General features: G+C 46.9%; 19 protein-coding genes. 8 read left to right on the plus strand and 11 right to left on the minus strand.

The annotated features are described in order from the left end of the window. On the plus strand, positions 1–608 hold a 608-nt coding region (locus tag F8N00_RS08145; RefSeq protein WP_421018015.1), incomplete at its 5' end, for a hypothetical protein. 3 nt (positions 609–611) lie between these two features. On the opposite strand, the gene F8N00_RS08150 is transcribed toward F8N00_RS08145, so the two are convergent. Further along, positions 612–1,259 carry a diacylglycerol/polyprenol kinase family protein gene (locus F8N00_RS08150; RefSeq protein WP_075642915.1) on the minus strand — a complete coding sequence of 216 codons (648 nt, stop codon included), beginning with the start codon at positions 1,257–1,259 and terminating at the stop codon, positions 612–614. 115 nt (positions 1,260–1,374) lie between these two features. Here F8N00_RS08150 and F8N00_RS08155 point away from each other — a divergent pair, with 115 nt between their 5' ends. After that, a complete protein-coding gene (locus F8N00_RS08155; protein ID WP_023469690.1) occupies positions 1,375–1,998 on the plus strand; it encodes a DUF1836 domain-containing protein in 624 nt (207 codons plus the stop codon). Between the two features lie 45 nt (positions 1,999–2,043). Here F8N00_RS08155 and F8N00_RS08160 read toward each other — a convergent pair whose 3' ends face one another. Further along, the gene (locus F8N00_RS08160) at positions 2,044–2,520 is read right to left on the minus strand and encodes a hypothetical protein (protein ID WP_023469691.1); all 477 of its coding nucleotides are present in this window, start codon (positions 2,518–2,520) and stop codon (positions 2,044–2,046) included. Between the two features lie 171 nt (positions 2,521–2,691). Continuing rightward, positions 2,692–3,219: a restriction endonuclease gene (locus F8N00_RS08165; RefSeq protein WP_023469692.1), complete on the minus strand. Its 528-nt coding sequence runs from the start codon at positions 3,217–3,219 to the stop codon at positions 2,692–2,694. Positions 3,220–3,378: 159 nt separating this feature from the next. On the opposite strand from F8N00_RS08165, the gene F8N00_RS08170 reads away from it, so the two are divergent. After that, positions 3,379–5,514 (plus strand): ATP-binding protein, encoded by a 2,136-nt coding sequence (locus F8N00_RS08170; RefSeq protein WP_058265673.1) that lies wholly within the window; start codon positions 3,379–3,381, stop codon positions 5,512–5,514. Then, the gene (locus tag F8N00_RS08175; RefSeq protein ID WP_075642914.1) at positions 5,514–6,578 is read left to right on the plus strand and encodes an SDR family oxidoreductase; all 1,065 of its coding nucleotides are present in this window, start codon (positions 5,514–5,516) and stop codon (positions 6,576–6,578) included. Before F8N00_RS08170 ends, F8N00_RS08175 begins: the two co-directional genes overlap by 1 nt. A 52-nt stretch (positions 6,579–6,630) precedes the next feature. Here the strand turns inward: F8N00_RS08175 and F8N00_RS08180 are convergent, their stop codons facing one another. After that, positions 6,631–8,022 (minus strand): TrkH family potassium uptake protein, encoded by a 1,392-nt coding sequence (locus F8N00_RS08180; RefSeq protein WP_035395598.1) that lies wholly within the window; start codon positions 8,020–8,022, stop codon positions 6,631–6,633. A 160-nt stretch (positions 8,023–8,182) separates the two neighbouring features. On the opposite strand from F8N00_RS08180, the gene F8N00_RS08185 reads away from it, so the two are divergent. From F8N00_RS08185 to motB, 3 genes are all read left to right on the plus strand, one after another. Further along, positions 8,183–8,422 carry a hypothetical protein gene (locus F8N00_RS08185; RefSeq protein WP_023469697.1) on the plus strand — a complete coding sequence of 80 codons (240 nt, stop codon included), beginning with the start codon at positions 8,183–8,185 and terminating at the stop codon, positions 8,420–8,422. A gap of 98 nt (positions 8,423–8,520) precedes the next feature. Continuing rightward, positions 8,521–9,306, plus strand: a complete 786-nt coding sequence (gene motA / locus F8N00_RS08190) for a flagellar motor stator protein MotA (protein WP_023469698.1) — start codon at positions 8,521–8,523, stop codon at positions 9,304–9,306. Beyond that, positions 9,281–10,048: a flagellar motor protein MotB gene (gene motB / locus F8N00_RS08195; protein ID WP_075642913.1), complete on the plus strand. Its 768-nt coding sequence runs from the start codon at positions 9,281–9,283 to the stop codon at positions 10,046–10,048. Before motA ends, motB begins: the two co-directional genes overlap by 26 nt. Positions 10,049–10,090: 42 nt before the next feature. On the opposite strand, the gene F8N00_RS08200 is transcribed toward motB, so the two are convergent. The 6 genes from F8N00_RS08200 to F8N00_RS08225 form a co-directional block, all read right to left on the minus strand. Further along, positions 10,091–10,624 carry a DUF420 domain-containing protein gene (locus F8N00_RS08200; RefSeq protein WP_075642912.1) on the minus strand — a complete coding sequence of 178 codons (534 nt, stop codon included), beginning with the start codon at positions 10,622–10,624 and terminating at the stop codon, positions 10,091–10,093. 3 nt (positions 10,625–10,627) lie between these two features. After that, the gene (locus tag F8N00_RS08205) at positions 10,628–12,055 is read right to left on the minus strand and encodes a dihydrolipoyl dehydrogenase family protein (protein ID WP_029342906.1); all 1,428 of its coding nucleotides are present in this window, start codon (positions 12,053–12,055) and stop codon (positions 10,628–10,630) included. Next, positions 12,052–12,429, minus strand: a complete 378-nt coding sequence (locus tag F8N00_RS08210; RefSeq protein WP_023469702.1) for a DUF1499 domain-containing protein — start codon at positions 12,427–12,429, stop codon at positions 12,052–12,054. The genes F8N00_RS08205 and F8N00_RS08210 overlap by 4 nt, the downstream gene beginning before the upstream one ends. A gap of 93 nt (positions 12,430–12,522) precedes the next feature. Then, complete coding sequence (locus tag F8N00_RS08215) at positions 12,523–13,908, minus strand: sensor histidine kinase (protein ID WP_023469703.1); 1,386 nt, start codon at positions 13,906–13,908, stop codon at positions 12,523–12,525. Next, positions 13,905–14,597, minus strand: coding sequence for a response regulator transcription factor (locus F8N00_RS08220; protein WP_075642911.1), 693 nt, complete (start codon positions 14,595–14,597; stop codon positions 13,905–13,907). The genes F8N00_RS08215 and F8N00_RS08220 overlap by 4 nt, the downstream gene beginning before the upstream one ends. 20 nt (positions 14,598–14,617) lie before the next feature. Continuing rightward, entirely contained in the window at positions 14,618–15,877 is a 1,260-nt protein-coding gene (locus F8N00_RS08225; RefSeq protein ID WP_244150233.1) for a hypothetical protein, read from the minus strand. Between the two features lie 124 nt (positions 15,878–16,001). Here F8N00_RS08225 and F8N00_RS08230 point away from each other — a divergent pair, with 124 nt between their 5' ends. After that, complete coding sequence (locus tag F8N00_RS08230; RefSeq protein ID WP_058265670.1) at positions 16,002–16,832, plus strand: Cof-type HAD-IIB family hydrolase; 831 nt, start codon at positions 16,002–16,004, stop codon at positions 16,830–16,832. A gap of 50 nt (positions 16,833–16,882) precedes the next feature. Here F8N00_RS08230 and F8N00_RS08235 read toward each other — a convergent pair. After that, positions 16,883–17,195 (minus strand): uracil-DNA glycosylase (locus tag F8N00_RS08235; RefSeq protein WP_421018016.1); only part of this gene is annotated, 313 nt, incomplete at its 5' end.

The raw sequence follows: 17,195 nt of genomic DNA on the forward strand, positions 1-17,195 counted from the left end.
GATACATACTCCTCGGTATCATCAGTGAAGAGGAAGGGTATATGCACGAAGCAGAACAGTTTTTCCTTTCAGCCATCACACGGTTCCCTGAAGAGCCAGCAGGACATCGTTTCCTTGCCGTCCATTACAATCATCGTCAATTTTATGGGGAGTCCGCTGTTCATGCGTTTACATATTTAAAGAAGGTTGGCGCATCTGGAATCGATACGCTGATGGCCATTGATTCCATCCAACAATTAGACGGTCATTCAATCGACATGTTGGAAGCACTCTATACATTAATCCTTGGCGTATCCCATCTCGACAAAACCAGCGTCTTTCATGCGACAGCTTCTGTCAATCAAAGCATTCAATATGAGAAGTTGCATGCTACATTGCGCGAAGACAGCGACGAGACCCTCTACGCTCAGCTCGACGAATGCCTTTCCAACATGCTCGAGCATGGCTTGTTCGCAGCTGTTTATGACGATTCCGAAGAAAAGATCTATCGCCATGTCTTTCAGGAGATGTGTCGGGATATGACAATCCGTCATGCAGGTTGGCGTGCGTATCCGGACTATATTCGATTACGCTTTCTCTATTTCAAACAATTGTTGTTACGCGACTGAACGTTAAAAAGCAAACGCGACGAGTGCCGCGATCGTCCATGGCAAGATCAAGTTGTCGAGATCGCGATATGAGATGGCTTCGATCAAGGCTGCGATGTTCGCAAGCAAGAAGCCATAACTGACAGCGAGCCAAACCGGTTGTCCATAAAACAAGAACGTCACGGTCAACACGAGGAATGACGCCAAAAACAGGGCGATACTTCCTTCAAAGGATCGCTTCGTCTCACCACGGACGTAAAACGTCTTCCCGAAGCGTTTTCCGACGAGAGCCGCGAGACCGTCGCCCCAAGCAAGCACCATGCTTCCCGCAACAAGCGCCATCGGTTGTCGCTCGAAGAAGAACAGGACGAGTCCCGCTAGAGCGAGTGGATAATAGACCGTTCCGTAAGAAGGACGATCGACATCGTGCATCTGACCGATTCCTTTTCGTAGTGTCACTAGATTTACGACAGCAAAGAATAACAGCGGTACGATCGCAACGTACCAGTGATCGAGCCAGAGCAGCGCAAGAAATACCCAGTGACCGACAGCAATATGAATCCATTTCCGAACCGTCTCGGGAGAAAAGCCGAAACGGCGTCCAATGACCTCCAGGATGACGAGAACTAGCCCGACGATTCCAATCGTGCCAAGAGCAGCTATCCATTCCATCGTCATTCCCCCTTTCTTTCCTATTATTGTACGTTGTTTCAGTTGTCATTTGCCCTATTGAACCTTCATTTGATAACATAAGGTCAAATGACGTCCTAGAGAGGAAGTTTTGGAAATGTATGATGCTCAAGCAGTCCAAACATTATCAAGTTGTCTGCAACGCTTGAACGAAGGAAAAGGAATCGAACCCCTCGTCGCAACGGAAGGCACAGAATTGCCGAAGGTCATCAATCGCTTGAAGCAATTCGATCCATTAAAAAATGGTCTATCTATCAATGAAATCGTTCATTTGGCAAATGCCCTGATCGGCGAACATATGTCAGCGACGACGATCCAGAACTGGACGAAACGTGAAGTCCGGGACATCATCGGCGTACCGCATCGCGGAAAGAAGTACTCGATCAATCAAGCTTCGATCATCTATCTACTGGATGATTTGAAACACCTCTTCTCGTTAGAAGAAACACGAGAACTACTGACGATCGTCTTTAAGAATCCGAATATTGATGAGGATGATTTAATCAGTCCGCTTAATTTTTACCTCGTCTATACGCAACACGCGGAGACAAGTGGTCCGATCGAATTGACGGAGAAGCGTCTCAGACGCTCGCTCGAGCGCATTAACGCTTACCGCCCTGAAACTGTCCACGTTCTCCAACTGTGTCTCTATGCCCGTCGTGTATCGCATTTAACACACGAAGCGAAACAACGTCTCCATCATGTTCTGCAAACGACATGATGAAAAAAAGATGCCATCCATGTCATGGAAGGCATCTTTTTTTATTTAGACGGCTGTCAGTGATTTATAGTGGACGTTGTTCGTCAGACTTTTCAAGACAGAGAGTAGTTCGTACATCGAGAGTTTGTCAGCATCCTTGACGAGACGGTACTCATCACCGTCTTGCAACAATTCAGCAACGACTTCTCCAGCTGCACTCCGTACGGAGAATTTTCCTTTTGTCAGGTCGAAGGAAATCGTGAATGTACCACGCTCATACACGTTGTACTCACATTTCTTCGAGAAGAGCGAAAACTTCTCACGCATTTGACCTACCTCTTGTCCATCATGGTTCATCACGACCCACTTCTTACACGTCGGAATGAACTTACCAAACGCTACCCCTCTACCTTCACCATTCATTACTTGAACACGACCATTCTCGTCGTGTTGAACCGCACCGATCATTTGGTGCGCTTCATCATAAATCGCGGCATGACCTTGCGAAAAAACGCAACCCTGCACATAGACAACTTTGCGCAACAGAAATTCTCCTCTCACTGCTAAAACGTGCTGGTTTTTCGTCCCCAGTTTATTTAGACATCCTGTATAGTTTAACTTTCTTTATCTGTATGATATTTCGTTAACGAAAATGATTATTGCACCGTTTCTCCAAATTGACAACCCCCTTTTGTCGACAATCATTCGACATGTTCAATGCAGGTTCATCTCCTTTGCAAATGCGAGCAATTCTTCCCGATCAATGAGGCGAACCTGATTTGGTTCCGCTAGCTGATATGCAGCTTCCGTAAAGGTCGAATTCGTAACGACCCACCCCTCGTCCATCCCATAGAATGGAACCGAGGCAGCGACCTGTTGAACCGCTTCGAGCCCTACAGCCGCACTATATCGCTTTGCCTGGATGGCAATCTTATACCCTCGTTCATCCTCTATCAACAAATCTGCTCCGAAGTCGCGTGAAGCAGGTGTCAACTCGACTCGATATCCTGCTGTTTCAAATAAATCGGCAAGCCATTCTTCAAATTCTCGTCCTTCCATTCGATCGAGTCGTTTTTCAAGCGACGGCGTTAAAATGGACAAAAGAAGAAAAAGGATACACCCTACTATACTGATGATTAAGATTAAAGGTTCCCAAGAACTCGAAAAAAAATAAGTTCCGAAAATTCCTATCATTGCAAACAAAGCTGCTAGTAACAATCGTTTTCGTTTCAATCGTTTCATCGTGCTTTTCTCCTCTACTTCGTCGTGACCTTTTTTTCACTATACTAAAATTCTTCGTCGGTTGCTTCCTTCAACAGGAAACACGCCTCATCTTGCAGAAGTAAGCTGAGGAAAGACTGTCTTAAAATCCATGGTCGAAGACCAGTCAGGAGGTAGCTCATGGCAGAACATTCATCCCCTTCATCGATACGAATCATTCACGCGACGATACGTGCTATGAAAGACCCCGTTCTTCTAGTCGATGCAAATGGAAAGATTCAATTTCATAATGACGCGTTTCAACACCAGTTCATGAACGCTCCGAATATCGAAACCATTCAGGAGCTGTTTCCCATCACGGATGATTTCTTTCCATTACAGAAGGAAGCCGTCATTTCAACGACATATCAATTAACAGTCACAGCGATTGAAGCGACGGACTATTTTCTTGTCCATGTCGCTCCCCTGAAAATCGAGGACTTATTCAATTCAACACTAGATACTGCTCTATTCATCACCGACTCCGAGTTTCGGATTCAAACCTGTAACGAGGTGGCAAGCACCTTATTTCGTTTCGAGCATGCCGAAGACATCATGGGTCTCCAAGCGACGGTTCTACATGATGCGAAGGAAATCACTACCCGCCGTCAACATCTCGAACAATTGAACTTAAAAGACTTATCGGACGCGCAACTTTTTTTACTGCATGGACGGGAAGCCGAAAATGAATGGACCTATCATCGTTTGGATGGCTCAACGTTCCATGGACGCCTTTATATGACACGGTTACCAAACGATACTTACTTCCTGCTCATTCAGGACATCACACCGCAAAAACAAATCGAATGGCATCTGACGAAAAGCGAACGCCGCTTCCGACTCTTCTCGGAATCCGTCGTTGAAGCCGTCATCTTTCATGACCACGGAATCATCATCGATGCCAATCGCGCAGCAGAAGTCATTTTCCGGACGAAACTCGAGAAAATGAAAGGCAAGACGACGCTTGAATTGATTCATCCGGATCATCACGCGCGTGTCTTGCAACGCATCGAGGAGCATCGAGAAGAACCATACGAAGTTCTCGGTCAACGTGCCGACGGAACCTCTGTCGAAATCGAAGTCTTCCCGCGTGAAATCATCTACAACAATATCCGGATGCGTGTCGCCGTCGTTCGTGATATTACCGAACGAAAAAAGATTGAGAAAATGCTTGAACGCGAAAAAAATGCCATCATGCGTCAGCGTGATATCACACAATCGATTCTTCAAGCATCCAATGAAGGTTTCCTACTGACAGAAGAGGATGGAAGTTTCATCTTCATGAACGTCAAAGCACGCAAATTACTCGATGTCCCAGGCATTGCACCAAGTAAGATTCAAGAACGAATCAGTCTGATTCCGAATCTCGATTTGAACACTCGATTCGAGATGCTCCGACAAGTAGAAGAATTACTCGCCGGAAAACATTCTGAACTATCGTTTCGTTTCACGTTACAGCGACCAAATGAGTCCAGTCCACTTTATTTCGAATTTTATGCGACTGCGATCAAAAAGGAGAAGAGCCGCATTTCTCGTCATGGCTTCCTATTTGTTTTCCGTGACCGGACAGAGGAAGCGAAGATGGATCAAGTAAAAGACGAACTCGTCAGTACAGTATCGCATGAGTTGCGCACGCCACTGTCCTCCATTCTTGGCTATATGGAATTACTACGATATAAAAAACAATCGGCTGATCGAATCGAACGGTATGTTGAGATCGTTCACGAAGAGACGAAACGATTGACGACGCTATTAAATGAGTTTTTAGACATTCAGCGTCTAGAAGGTGGAAAACAGGAGTATACCTTCACGTCGTTCTCGTTACGCGATCTTCTCGCATCAACCGTCGATGCCTATGGTGAGACCGTCGAGACGCATCGAATTGATCTAGAACTACCAGAGGATCCTGTTCTGATTTTTGCGGACGAGCACAAAATCAAGCAGGTGATCTTGAACTTGCTTTCGAACGCCATTAAATATTCTCCACAGGCGGATCATATTCGAGTCATTCTTTCAGCCAATCCGGAACAAGCAACGTTCTCTGTGACAGATCATGGACTCGGCATTCCACAAAATGCTTTTGAAAAGCTCTTTACGAAATTTTACCGGGTCGATAACTCAGACATCCGGAAAATCGGCGGAACCGGACTCGGACTTGCCATCTGTAAGGAAATCATCGAATCACACGGAGGTGCGATTTCCGTTGAATCAGAAATCAATGATGGTTCGACGTTCACCGTTGTACTCGAACGTGATCCAAGAAAGGAATGGAATTGATGCGGACCTACTTCATGACGGGTTTCCCCGGTTTTTTAGCGACCAAACTGATCGAACAACTGGCACGTGTACCGGATCAAATCGCTTGTTTTCATTTGCTTCATTTACCGTCAGAGCGAAACGCAGCTGTTAAGCGACGCCAGGATCTTCTAGAACGTACATCCTTACGATCGGAGCAACTTGTATTGCACGAAGGCGATATCACGGTCGAACAGCTTGCTTTATCATCAGAGGCGCGGATGATGTTGCAACAAGACGTCACACACATCTTTCATCTCGCGGCGCTATATGATTTAGCAACAGCATATGAACCCGCCTTTCGGATCAATGTGATCGGTACCGCGAACGTGACACAGTTTGCTCATACGTGTCGAACCTTAGAGCGTTACATTTACTTCAGTACAGCGTATGTCTCGGGTCTTCGTTCTGGAATGGTTCTAGAAGATGAGTTACAAGCAAGTACCTTTAAAAATGCTTATGAAGAAACGAAATATTTAGCAGAGGTACGTTTCCGTAAAGAAATCGGAACGATCCCCTATACGATCATCCGTCCTGGAATCGTCGTCGGTCATTCCGAAACGGGCGAAACACCGAAATGGGACGGGGTGTATTTCGTTTTGAACGTAATGCGTCTCCTGCAATCCTTCGCTCCTCTTCCATACCCAGGTCGAGCAAATGCACTCGTCAATCTCGTGCCCTATGATTACGTCATTGAAGCGACTGCTTATCTCAGCCATGCACCGGTCGGAAGAAATAAGACCTATCATCTGACGGATCCATTCCCACATGGCGCACGCGCGATTTTTGAGATGTTACACGTCGCCTATTATGGACGTTATCCGCGCGGAATCGTTCCGTTTCGACTCGTTAGCACGGCATTGACTCCAGCTGTCGCGAAACGACTTCAGATGCAACGGCAGACACTTGACTACTTCATTCATCCCGTTCAATATGACACGACACATGCCTTACGTGACTTACGGGACACTGGTATTATTTGTCCAGACCTTGCAGAAACGATGCCTCGACTCGTCCAGTATTACCAAACACACGCAACACACTAAAAAAGTCCAATCGTTCTTCCACAAGGGAAGTCGATTGGACTTTTTAAATCGGTTACCCGATCAACATATTTTCTTTTGGATAACGAATCGTCCGGTCTCGTTGCGTCGCGAACGTGAACAGAATCGTCAAGGAGCCGACACGTCCGAGTAGCATCATGAACATGATCAAAAACTTACCAAAGCTATTGAGCTCAGCTGTTACGTTCAAAGAAAGACCAACTGTTCCAAATGCCGAAACGGTCTCAAAGAATAGACCAATAAAGGAAATATTCGGCTGGGTCAATGCCAGGAACGTCGTGATCAAAGCGATGAACAATAAACTGAAGACAGCAATCGCATATGCCTTTTGAATCGCCTGCGTCTGAACGGTCCGACGCATCAAAACCGTTTCACGCTGTCCGCGTATATACGTCCAGACATTTTTCAAGATGACCGCTGCCGTCGTGACCTTGATCCCGGAACCTGTTGATGCGGAACCTGCCCCGATGTACATCAAAACCATCATCAAACCGATCGAGAGCGGCACCATCGTCGTTAAATCGATCGTCTGGAAACCAGCCGTTCGTGTCGTGACGACTTGGAAGAACACGATATGGAGCGCACTGAAGAACGATTCATCTTTTAATGAACCCAAGTTCGAAACCCATTCGTAGAGCATCATTGCTAAAACACCTAGTCCATTGATGACGAGTAGTGATAGCACCATCAATTTAGAATGGAGCGAAATTTTCTTGAAGTTTCGTTTACCAGCGATATCCGCGATGACCGTAAAACCAAGACCACCAATCATCAAGAGCGCTGCAATCGTCAGAATGAATGTCGTATCTTGTTGGAAACCGATTAGATTATCACCCCATAGTGCGAATCCTGCATTGTTGAAGGCAGATACGGCGTGGAACAAACCGTAATAGAGTGCTTTTCCGAAGCTGTATTTGTATTGAATGAACAAATCAAGCGCAATCAAAAACATGCCGACGATCTCAACGAGGACCGTCGTGACGATGATATTACGAACGAGACGAATCGTTCCGCCCGGACTATCGAGATTAAACATCTCTTGGATAATGATCCGCTGACGAATCCCGATTTTTCGTCCCGTGACGCTGAGCAAGACGAGCGCGATCGTCATGAATCCAAGTCCACCGACCTGAATTAAGAGCATCATGATGATTTGACCGAGTAAATTATAGGATTCGGCAATATTAATCGGTGACAGTCCTGTGACGGTTCCTGCCGATGTCGCAACGAATAGGCAATCGATGAATGATACATCTTGCCCCTCTTGTTGTGAGATCGGAAGCCACAATAAAAAACCACCCAGTAAAATCGTCAATGTGAAGCCCGTTGCGATGAAACGTGCTGGTTTATCGAATAGCTGATGATACATCAATTCACCTAAACGCCCGAAGCGTGCGAGTCGTGAACGTCTTTTATGCGAGAACATCTTACTCCCCCTAGATTGTTTTCAGACAGAATTGTCTTTATCATACTCCCTCGAATTAAGAAGTTCTATCGAAATATGCAATCGACTAAACGTTTTCGTATTTTTTTGGTAAACTAGATAAAAGTGGACGTGTAATCATTAAAGGAGGTTGAGGGAAACAGTGGACCCTAAGACGGCTGATCATTCGATTGAGGATGTCTGGCGAAGGCTGGAACGACAATCACAATGGATGCCTGCGCAATTGTATTATCAATTCGAGGAACTCTTATCATTACATTTGGAGCAACCGATTCTAAATGAATTGTATCAAGTGTTAAAAAAATACGACGTACTGACCGATATAGAGCGTGACGAACGAAACGAAAGCATTCAAATGCTAATCGACGAAAACGGCGCTTGATTCTCGGTTTTTGGATTTCCGAGCAGAAGAAGTGTCTTCTGCTCTTTTATTTTTCGTTCCTATACGGATTACATACAGAAAGGTGGCACACATCAATCATGGATATCGTGTCGATCATCGGGATCATTCTTGGTCTCATCACACTAGTCGGAGGTATGATCTTAAAAGGTGCTCCTCCCGTCGCTTTGCTTAACCCAGCAGCCCTCGTCATCATCTTCGTCGGGACAGCAGCTGCCATCATGATTTCCTTCCCGAAGGAACGATTGAAAGTCTTACCTGCCTTGTTTAAAGTCATCTTATTTGAACAAAAGCTGATGACGAAACAAGTGTTGCTCGGACAATTTCTGACACTCTCGACGCAAGCACGTAAAGAAGGTCTGTTATCTCTCGAATCAGCACTTGAAGAAGTCGATAATGCCTTCATGAAGCGTGGCGTCATGATGGTCATCGATGGACAACCATCCGAATATGTCGAGGACGTCATGACACGCGACCTCGAAAACATGACGGAACGCCATCATGCAAATGCGAACATTTTCACGCAAGCTGGAACCTATGCTCCAACGCTTGGGGTTCTCGGTGCCGTTGTCGGTCTTGTTGCCGCCCTATCCGATTTATCGGATATCGAAAAATTAGGTCACGCGATTTCAGGTGCCTTCATTGCGACGTTATTCGGGATTTTCACCGGATACGTCCTATGGTTCCCGTTCGCAACGAAGCTGAAGCAAAAATCAGCAAGCGAGATTCAGCTGTATGAAATGATGATTGAAGGGATTCTCTCGATTCAAAACGGTGAATCCCCGAAGAACTTAGAAGATAAGCTACTCGTGTACCTGACACCGAAGGAGCGTGCGAACTATGAAGCGGAAAAAGAAGCCGCATGACGAACATATCTCCGAAGGCTGGTTAATTCCCTACGCCGACTTATTGACCTTGCTTCTCGCGCTCTTCATCGTTCTGTTTGCTTCGAGTAATGTCGATGCCGTCAAGTTAAAAGCAATGTCCCAGTCGTTTAGCTCCGTCTTCAACGGTGGTTCAGGGATGATTACGAATAGCTCACTCTCTACTCAAGAAGAAGAGGATTCGAAAAAGCTCGATGCACGGACAAAAGCACAAAGTTATGAAATCGCAGAACTCGAAAAGATTAAGGAAGAAGCCAATCAATACATCAAAAATGAACAACTTGAGAAAGACATCAAGGTCGAAATCACGAACGAAGGACTTGTCTTTACGATTCGTGATCGCGCGTTGTTCTCACCAGCTCAAGCAGAAGTAAAAGGACGCTCGCTTCAAATCGCAGAAGGCATGAGTGCACTGCTCGTCAAAGCAGGGCAACGTCAAATCCAAGTCTCTGGTCATACGGATAACATCCCAATTAATACAGCACAGTATCCGTCGAACTGGGAACTGAGCGCGGACCGAGCGATCAGTTTCATGCGTGCCTTACAACGGAACCCAAAGCTTGAACCAAAACGCTTCACCGTCAGCGGTTACGGAGAATTCCAACCGATTGCGTCCAATCAAACGGAAGCCGGTCGTAGCAAAAATCGCCGTGTCGAAGTGTTAATTCGACCATTGATCGACTTAAAAGCGAATGTACTTGACGAAACAAAAGTTAAATCCTGACCATTAAAAAGACTCCTTCGTGGTAGACACGAAGGAGTCTTTTTAATAATACGGACGAATCATGATATAGACGATGACGCCCGTTAAGCTGACGTATAACCAAAGCGGCATCGTAAAGCGTGTCCACTTTTTATGCTTCTCGAAGTTTTGATTCACAGCGTGCGCGAGTGACATCAAGACGAGTGGGACGATGACTGCAGCTAGAATAATGTGCGTAATCAGAATGAAGAAATAGACAGGGCGAACGAAACCTTCGCCTCCGAATTTCGTCGATTCACTGACGGCATGATACGTGACGTACGAAATTAAGAATAAAGTCGTCGTCGTCATCGCACCACCAATGAAGCGACGATGATTCACCCGATTGCCACGACGAATGGAAACCCAAGCACCGAGCAACAGCATGAAGGTAAAACTATTGAAGATGGCATTCAAAAAAGGAAGAAACGTCCAATCGAATCCTGAATCAACTTGTACAGGTGGTGCAAAGAATAAAAGCGCCACGAGCAGATTGATGACAAGCGTCAACAGGATGACGAGTGGGACGAAATTCCGTTTAGTAGCAGGTTGTTGCATGTATCATTCTCCTTGTTTCCAGTCGAAATAACGTTTCAACCATTTTGGGATCGGACCAGCGAATAGACGTTCACGCCAGTAGACATCAGCAGCACGCTGAACCGCAGCACCACGGATCGGATACGGATGGACGACACGCGACAATTGACCGACCTTATCTTTACGTGCCATCGCATAGACGACTTCTTGCATCCACTCACCTGCTTGTTCTCCGATTGCATGTGCTCCAATCAGTTTTCCACGCTTATCGGCGATGAGCTTGACGCGCCCTTCCGTCTGACCATTGATGACGAAACGATCGACTTCATCGAGACCGGTCTGATAGACCTTGATCTCTCCATGTTTCTTGCGTGCCTCGTCTTCCGTCAATCCGAGATGGAATAATTCAGGCGTCGTGAATGTGACCCACGGAACCGCTCGATAATCCGGCTTCGTCCGTAGACCGAATAAAGCATTCGTAACGACCGTTTTTCCTTCAAGTCCTGCGACGTGCGTAAATGGGAGCGAGTTGATCGTATCTCCAACCGCAAAGATGTGTCGCTGACTTGTTCGAAGTGAACCATCGACTTGGACGAATCCTTTCTCGACGTGTACACCAGCTCGGTCGAGACGTAGTGCTTCGATGCGTGGCTTACGACCGACTGCGACAAGCACGGCATCCGTTTCAATGACACGTGATTCGCCGTTTGCTTCAACCGTCACTTCGATGCCCCCGGCCGACTTGCGGACGTGCGTGACCTTCGTATCGAGATGTAACGTCAATTCTTGTTCGAGCTGACGTTGAATGACTTCGACCATGTCACGGTCTTCTTTTCCGAGTAACGTCTTCATTCCCTCGATGACCGTGACTTCTGTTCCAAGATGCGCATATGCTTGCGATAACTCAAGACCAATCGCTCCACCACCGATAACGAGCAGTCGCTCCGGACGCTCCGTTAATTCGAAGATCGTCTCGTTCGTTAAATAATCAATCGTATCGAGTCCATCAATCGGTGGAATGATGGGTTGAGATCCCGTCGAGATCGCAAACTTCTCACCTACGACAAGCTGTCCCGCCACTTCCACTTCATGAGCACTGAGGAATGTCGCTTCTCCGATATAGACATCGACACCAAGGTCTTCGAACCGTTTCGTGCCATCATGTGATTGAATGATGTTACGTGCTCGATCGACGCTTGCTTTCGTTTTCGAATAGACCGCATCCCCGTTCAGCGTCACGTTATATTTTTCAGCCGTTCGCTTCATGACATGGACATCGTGCGCCGCTTCGATCAACGCCTTTGAAGGAACACAACCATAGTGGAGACAATCTCCGCCTAGGTGCGTATGCCGTTCGATCAGTGCGACGTGCGCGCCGAGACTTGCTGCACCAGCAGCAATCGTCATTCCGGCTGCCCCACCACCAATGACAACTAATTGATAGGTCTTCATCGCAAGCCCTCCTCGTAACGACGTGTGATGTCTTCCATCCGTTTACGGTTGACGCCCCAGTCGGAGTATCCGACACGCGATGCCGAACGGAAATGAATCACTTGTGCGGCTTCATCGAAGTAAAATTCGACGTCATCCTTGAAGCGAAAGACTTTACTCGTGAAGATGGCATGGATGTATGCCCCTTCCTCCTTGACGACTTTGACGCGGTCGAGGCTTTGTAGGATACGTAAGAGTTGGAACTTCGAATCTGCAAGCGTTCCTTTGAACGGGAGCGGACGCATTTTCATATCCTGTAGATCGGTTTGAGTAGATACCGCGTTCGGTTTTCCAGAGAGCGGTTGAAGCGTACCATTTGAAACACCAAGTGCCATGACTGATTCCTCCGTTTCCTATCATCTGATCCATTTCGTACTATAATCCACTTAACTTTACCAGTTTCTGTTTCACTCTGCCCGTCTCAGTGTTTACGCTTTCGTGACAGGTAGCAGAATCGTCGCAATGACGCCGCCTTCCGGCTGATTATCAATGAATAGCTTGCCTTCATGTGCTTCGACGAGTTCTCGACAAATCGATAGGCCGAGCCCTGTTCCACCCTTTCCTTTTTGCACTTGATAGAATTTTTCTGTGACGTGACGTAAGTGCTCTTTCGGAATCCCGGGACCTTCATCACTGAAGGAGAGGAACAATACACGCTCTGAACGAACGAGTCGAATGGTGATCGTGCCACCGACTGGAGAAAAGCGGATCGCATTATCAAGCAGGTTCAAGAAGACTTGTTTCAATCGGTTTTCGTCGTATAGACCGACGACTTGTGCCGGTAACTTCTGTACGATCTGGACATTTTTTTCTTCCAGCTTTTGACGCAGTTGCGCCGTCACGGTCTCGATGATTTCCGTCAAGTTGACTTCCTGACGGTATAAGACGAGCCGACTCGTCTCGAGTTTCGAGAAATCGAGTAGCTGCTCAACGAGCGAAATCAAACGCTCCGTCTCCGAATGAATGATGCCCATCCCAAGCGACGCCTCTTCCGGCAACTGATCCTGTTCGACGAGTAACGTTTCACTCCAGCCTTTGATTGATGTCAGCGGTGTCCGTAATTCATGGGAGATACCAGAAATGAATTCATCTTTCAACGTTTCCTGCTGTTTAATCTGTTGTCCCATATAATTGATCGTCCGCGCTAGTTCTCCAAGCTCGAACGAGTATTCCTCGTTCACCTTGACGTCGTAATGCTGTTTCGCGATTTGATCCGATGCACCGATGACTTCTTGAATCGGTCGGACGATCGACGAGACGAGACGTGAGGAATAGATGAAGGCAAGTCCCCAAATTACTGTACCCAGGAGGACGATCGCTAAACAAATTTCGATCACACGTCGATCGATTCGCTCAAGCGACGTCGTATAACGAAGCGCTCCCGTCGTCTGACCGAACGACACGACAGGTTCTGTTACTTCCAGTAAATGTTCTCCCGTCGCCTCATCGTCATATCGTTTCGTGACAGTCTGCCCCGCTCTTACTTGATTGATCGCCGCTCGCGTCAACTTACGTTCCGAGATGAATCCGGTCGAAGAGTAACGCGGAATCCCTGTCGCATCCAACACTTCGATCTCAGCGTCTGGATAAGCGTAAGAATCAAGTACGTCATGGATCGTCGCTTCTGAATCGGCGTAATCATAAGCAAGGCCACTATTCGCAAATAAGACAGCACTCGCATTCGCATGACGTTTCAAGACATCCGTCGCCGTCACGTAGTAATAGTTATAGGTCACGAACGAGAGGATCCCGATGACGAGTAAGACTGTCACCGTGATAATCGTCATGAACCGCATTAATATCTGGCGCTTCATTCTTCGTTACGCCACTTGTATCCATGTCCCCACAATGTCTCGATGAACTTCGGTTCCGCTGGATTTTCTTCGATTTTTTGACGAAGACGGCGAATGTTGACATCAACCGTCTTCCGATCACCAAAGTAATTCTCACCCCATACCGCATCGAGTAATTCATCTCGCGACATGACTTGATCTTCGTTTTTAATGAAGTGGCAAAGTAAATCGTATTCAGTTGGTGTCACTTCGACGTCGACACCTTCTTTTTGGACGCGCTTCGCGCCTAAATCAATCCGAAACGGTCCAGAGACGAGTTCACGTGGCTGTTTTCTGCGACGTAATGTCTCTACCCGTCGCAGGAGCGACTGGATGCGCGCGAGTAGCTCTGCTGGACTGAATGGCTTCGCGATATAATCGTCCGCTCCTACGCTCAGTCCCATGACTTTATCCTCTTCTCGTGTCCGTGCCGTCAGCATGATGATCCCGACGACTTCATCCTTTGCCCGCGCCTGTTCACAGACGGCAAAACCGTCGACTTCTGGCATCATGATATCGAGTAACAGAATGTCGAAGGTTTGTTGATCAAACCGCGCAAGCGCTTCTTTCCCATTTTCCGCCTCGATGACATCATAGCCTGCTCGTTTCAAATTAATGACGATGAAACTGCGAATCGCATGTTCATCTTCGGCTACTAGTATTTTGGTCATTCTTTTCTCCCCCTGATTCTTTATTCCACGAGTGTGACACGATTGACGAACACTTCATATTCCTTCGTCGCATCAATCACATAGACATAATCGATACCTTCTTTGATTTTTCGTTTTTGATCACTAGCAATGTATTGATTCTTCGGAATGACCTCTAATTCGAAATCAATCTGCTTCGTTTCTCGATTGATGAACCGAACACGATTTTCGCGTTTCTCGATCGTTTCACGCGTCGCCCAGTTGGCAGGGAACCGCATGACGAAATTGTATTCTTGATCGATGTACTGCTCTTCTCGCAATTCGAACCCACTCTCGAGAAATGGCGGATTATCTGATCCATTCCATGTGTAGTATGCCGTGATGCGTGGTTTTGGTTCACCCTCACGCCCTTTACTGCCTTCTGGCGTATACTGATGACCAAACTCGACGATTCCGTCTTGATCGACATCTTTCGGGAAGGTATACATCGGTTCGACGATCTCATCGACCTGACCGAAACGAACCTGTTCCAATGTATCGTTCGCTAAACGGAATAATGCGATGTGCATTTTCGCATCTCGTGTATACGATACGATCAAGCCTTTATTTCGAGCGGCATTGATCGTATCGACTTCAAATAAATCATGTTCTGCGAATAAATCGCCATCCTGCGTTGAAAGTGTCGTCTCTTGGTGCTCTTTCGACAGGATGTCTTTATAATAGATCAAACGAGACGGACTGCCCTTTTGCAGAAGCACCATATCCCGCTCTCGATCTTGATTTAAATCAGCTACCGACAGACGATCATACCGATCGACTTTCGTGACGTCTCGTTGCTTCGATAGTAACTGCTCAATGATGTATAACGTATTTTCACCATAACTGGTAATCCCGATGACCAGATGGTTTTGTTTATGTCGTGCGTCAGTTATGACTTCGAGTCGATCGATGGCTCGACCGTCAGCTACCGTCTGTCGCGCCACGAGTCGCCATTTTTCGCCTTGTCGTTCATGGACGAGCAGATGAATCGTGAAGCGCCCGTCCTGCTCGCTACGGTAGAAGGTGATCGCTTCATCTTTACCGTTTCGATCTAAGTCGACGAGTTCGTATAGGCGGGATACCGCTTGATTTCGTGGCGCCACGATCTCTGCCTGTTTCGGCAAATCGCGGTCAATCCGTTCTTTCAACGACTGCTCCCATGCCGGAAGGGACGGATGTTCGAGTAGAGAGGCAGGATGCGGAAACATCGTACTGCATCCTGCTAATAATAGACTTGATATGATCATGAAGAGATATTTCATAAAGTTGGAATCCTTTCCGTACGGGCTCTGTTTCCACTTTATCATACTCTCTTCGAGGAGAGTATATTGTCGAATGGGACACAAGTTGTTACGATATACAGATAATTGAAAGGGGTTTGAATGTATGACGTATAAAATGATTGTTCTCGATTTAGATGATACCTTGTTGACAAGTGACCATACGATTTCACCACGTACGAAAGAAGCTTTACTCGCTGCGCAGCGACGCGGGAAGAAGGTCGTGCTCGCTAGCGGTCGTCCGACTTTTGCCATGCTCGACCTCGCAAAAGAACTGGAACTTGCACGCTACGGCAGTTACATCCTGAGCTTCAATGGCGCTTCGATCATCGATTGTAAAACGAACGAGTCGCTCTTCCTCAGCACGCTTTCCCCAGAGACGGTCCACCGCCTCGATGATTTAAGTAAACGGGAAGGTGTCTACATCCACACGTATATCGGAGATGAAATCCTGACAGAACAACCAAACGAGTATACGACGCTTGAAGGACAACTGACAGGCATGGAAGTCATCCCTGTCGCTGATTTTAAGGCAGCGATTCAAACACCTGTCGTTAAGTGTTTAATGATGGCAGAAGAGACGCACCTCGCGCGTGTCGAACAGACCCTTCAACAGGAACTTGCGGGTGAACTCGCGGTAGCTCGCTCGAAGCCATTTTTCCTTGAATTCACAGAAGATGGTGTCACAAAAGGCACAAGCCTTGCCTTACTGTCTGAAAAACTAGGAATCTCTCAAGAAGAAGTCATTGCTTGTGGAGACGGTAACAACGATCTATCGATGATTGAATGGGCAGGTCTTGGTGTCGCGATGGCGAATGCAGCCGATACCGTCAAAGAAAAAGCACAGTATATGACCGCTTCGAACGATGAAGATGGTGTTGCTCTCGTCGTCGAAAAATTCATGATGGATGAGGAACCGGCGATCTCAAGCCGCTAAGTAACTCAAAAAGCGTGTGTTCCGCATTCAACGGGACACACGCTTTTAATTTACGACAAACACCAGTCGATCGGCTCTCTTCCCTGCTCTTTCAGCCAAGCATTCGTTTGCGAATACGGTTTACTACCGAAAAATCCACGACTTGCGGATAAGGGACTCGGATGGACAGCTTCAAGAACAAGATGACGATCCGTATCGATCAGCGTTTTTTTACTCTTCGCATGATTTCCCCAGAGGATGAATACGATTGGTTGTGTCTGTGTTCCTAATACTTCGATGACCCGATCGGTAAACGGTGCCCAACCTTTTTTAGCATGGGATCCCGCTTTCCCTTCTTCAACCGTAAGCGACGTATTGAGTAAG

Origin of the sequence: Exiguobacterium sp. A1_3_1 (assembly GCF_048985645.1) — a bacterium.
In the GTDB taxonomy this organism is placed as follows: Bacteria; Bacillota; Bacilli; order Exiguobacteriales; family Exiguobacteriaceae; genus Exiguobacterium_A; species Exiguobacterium_A indicum.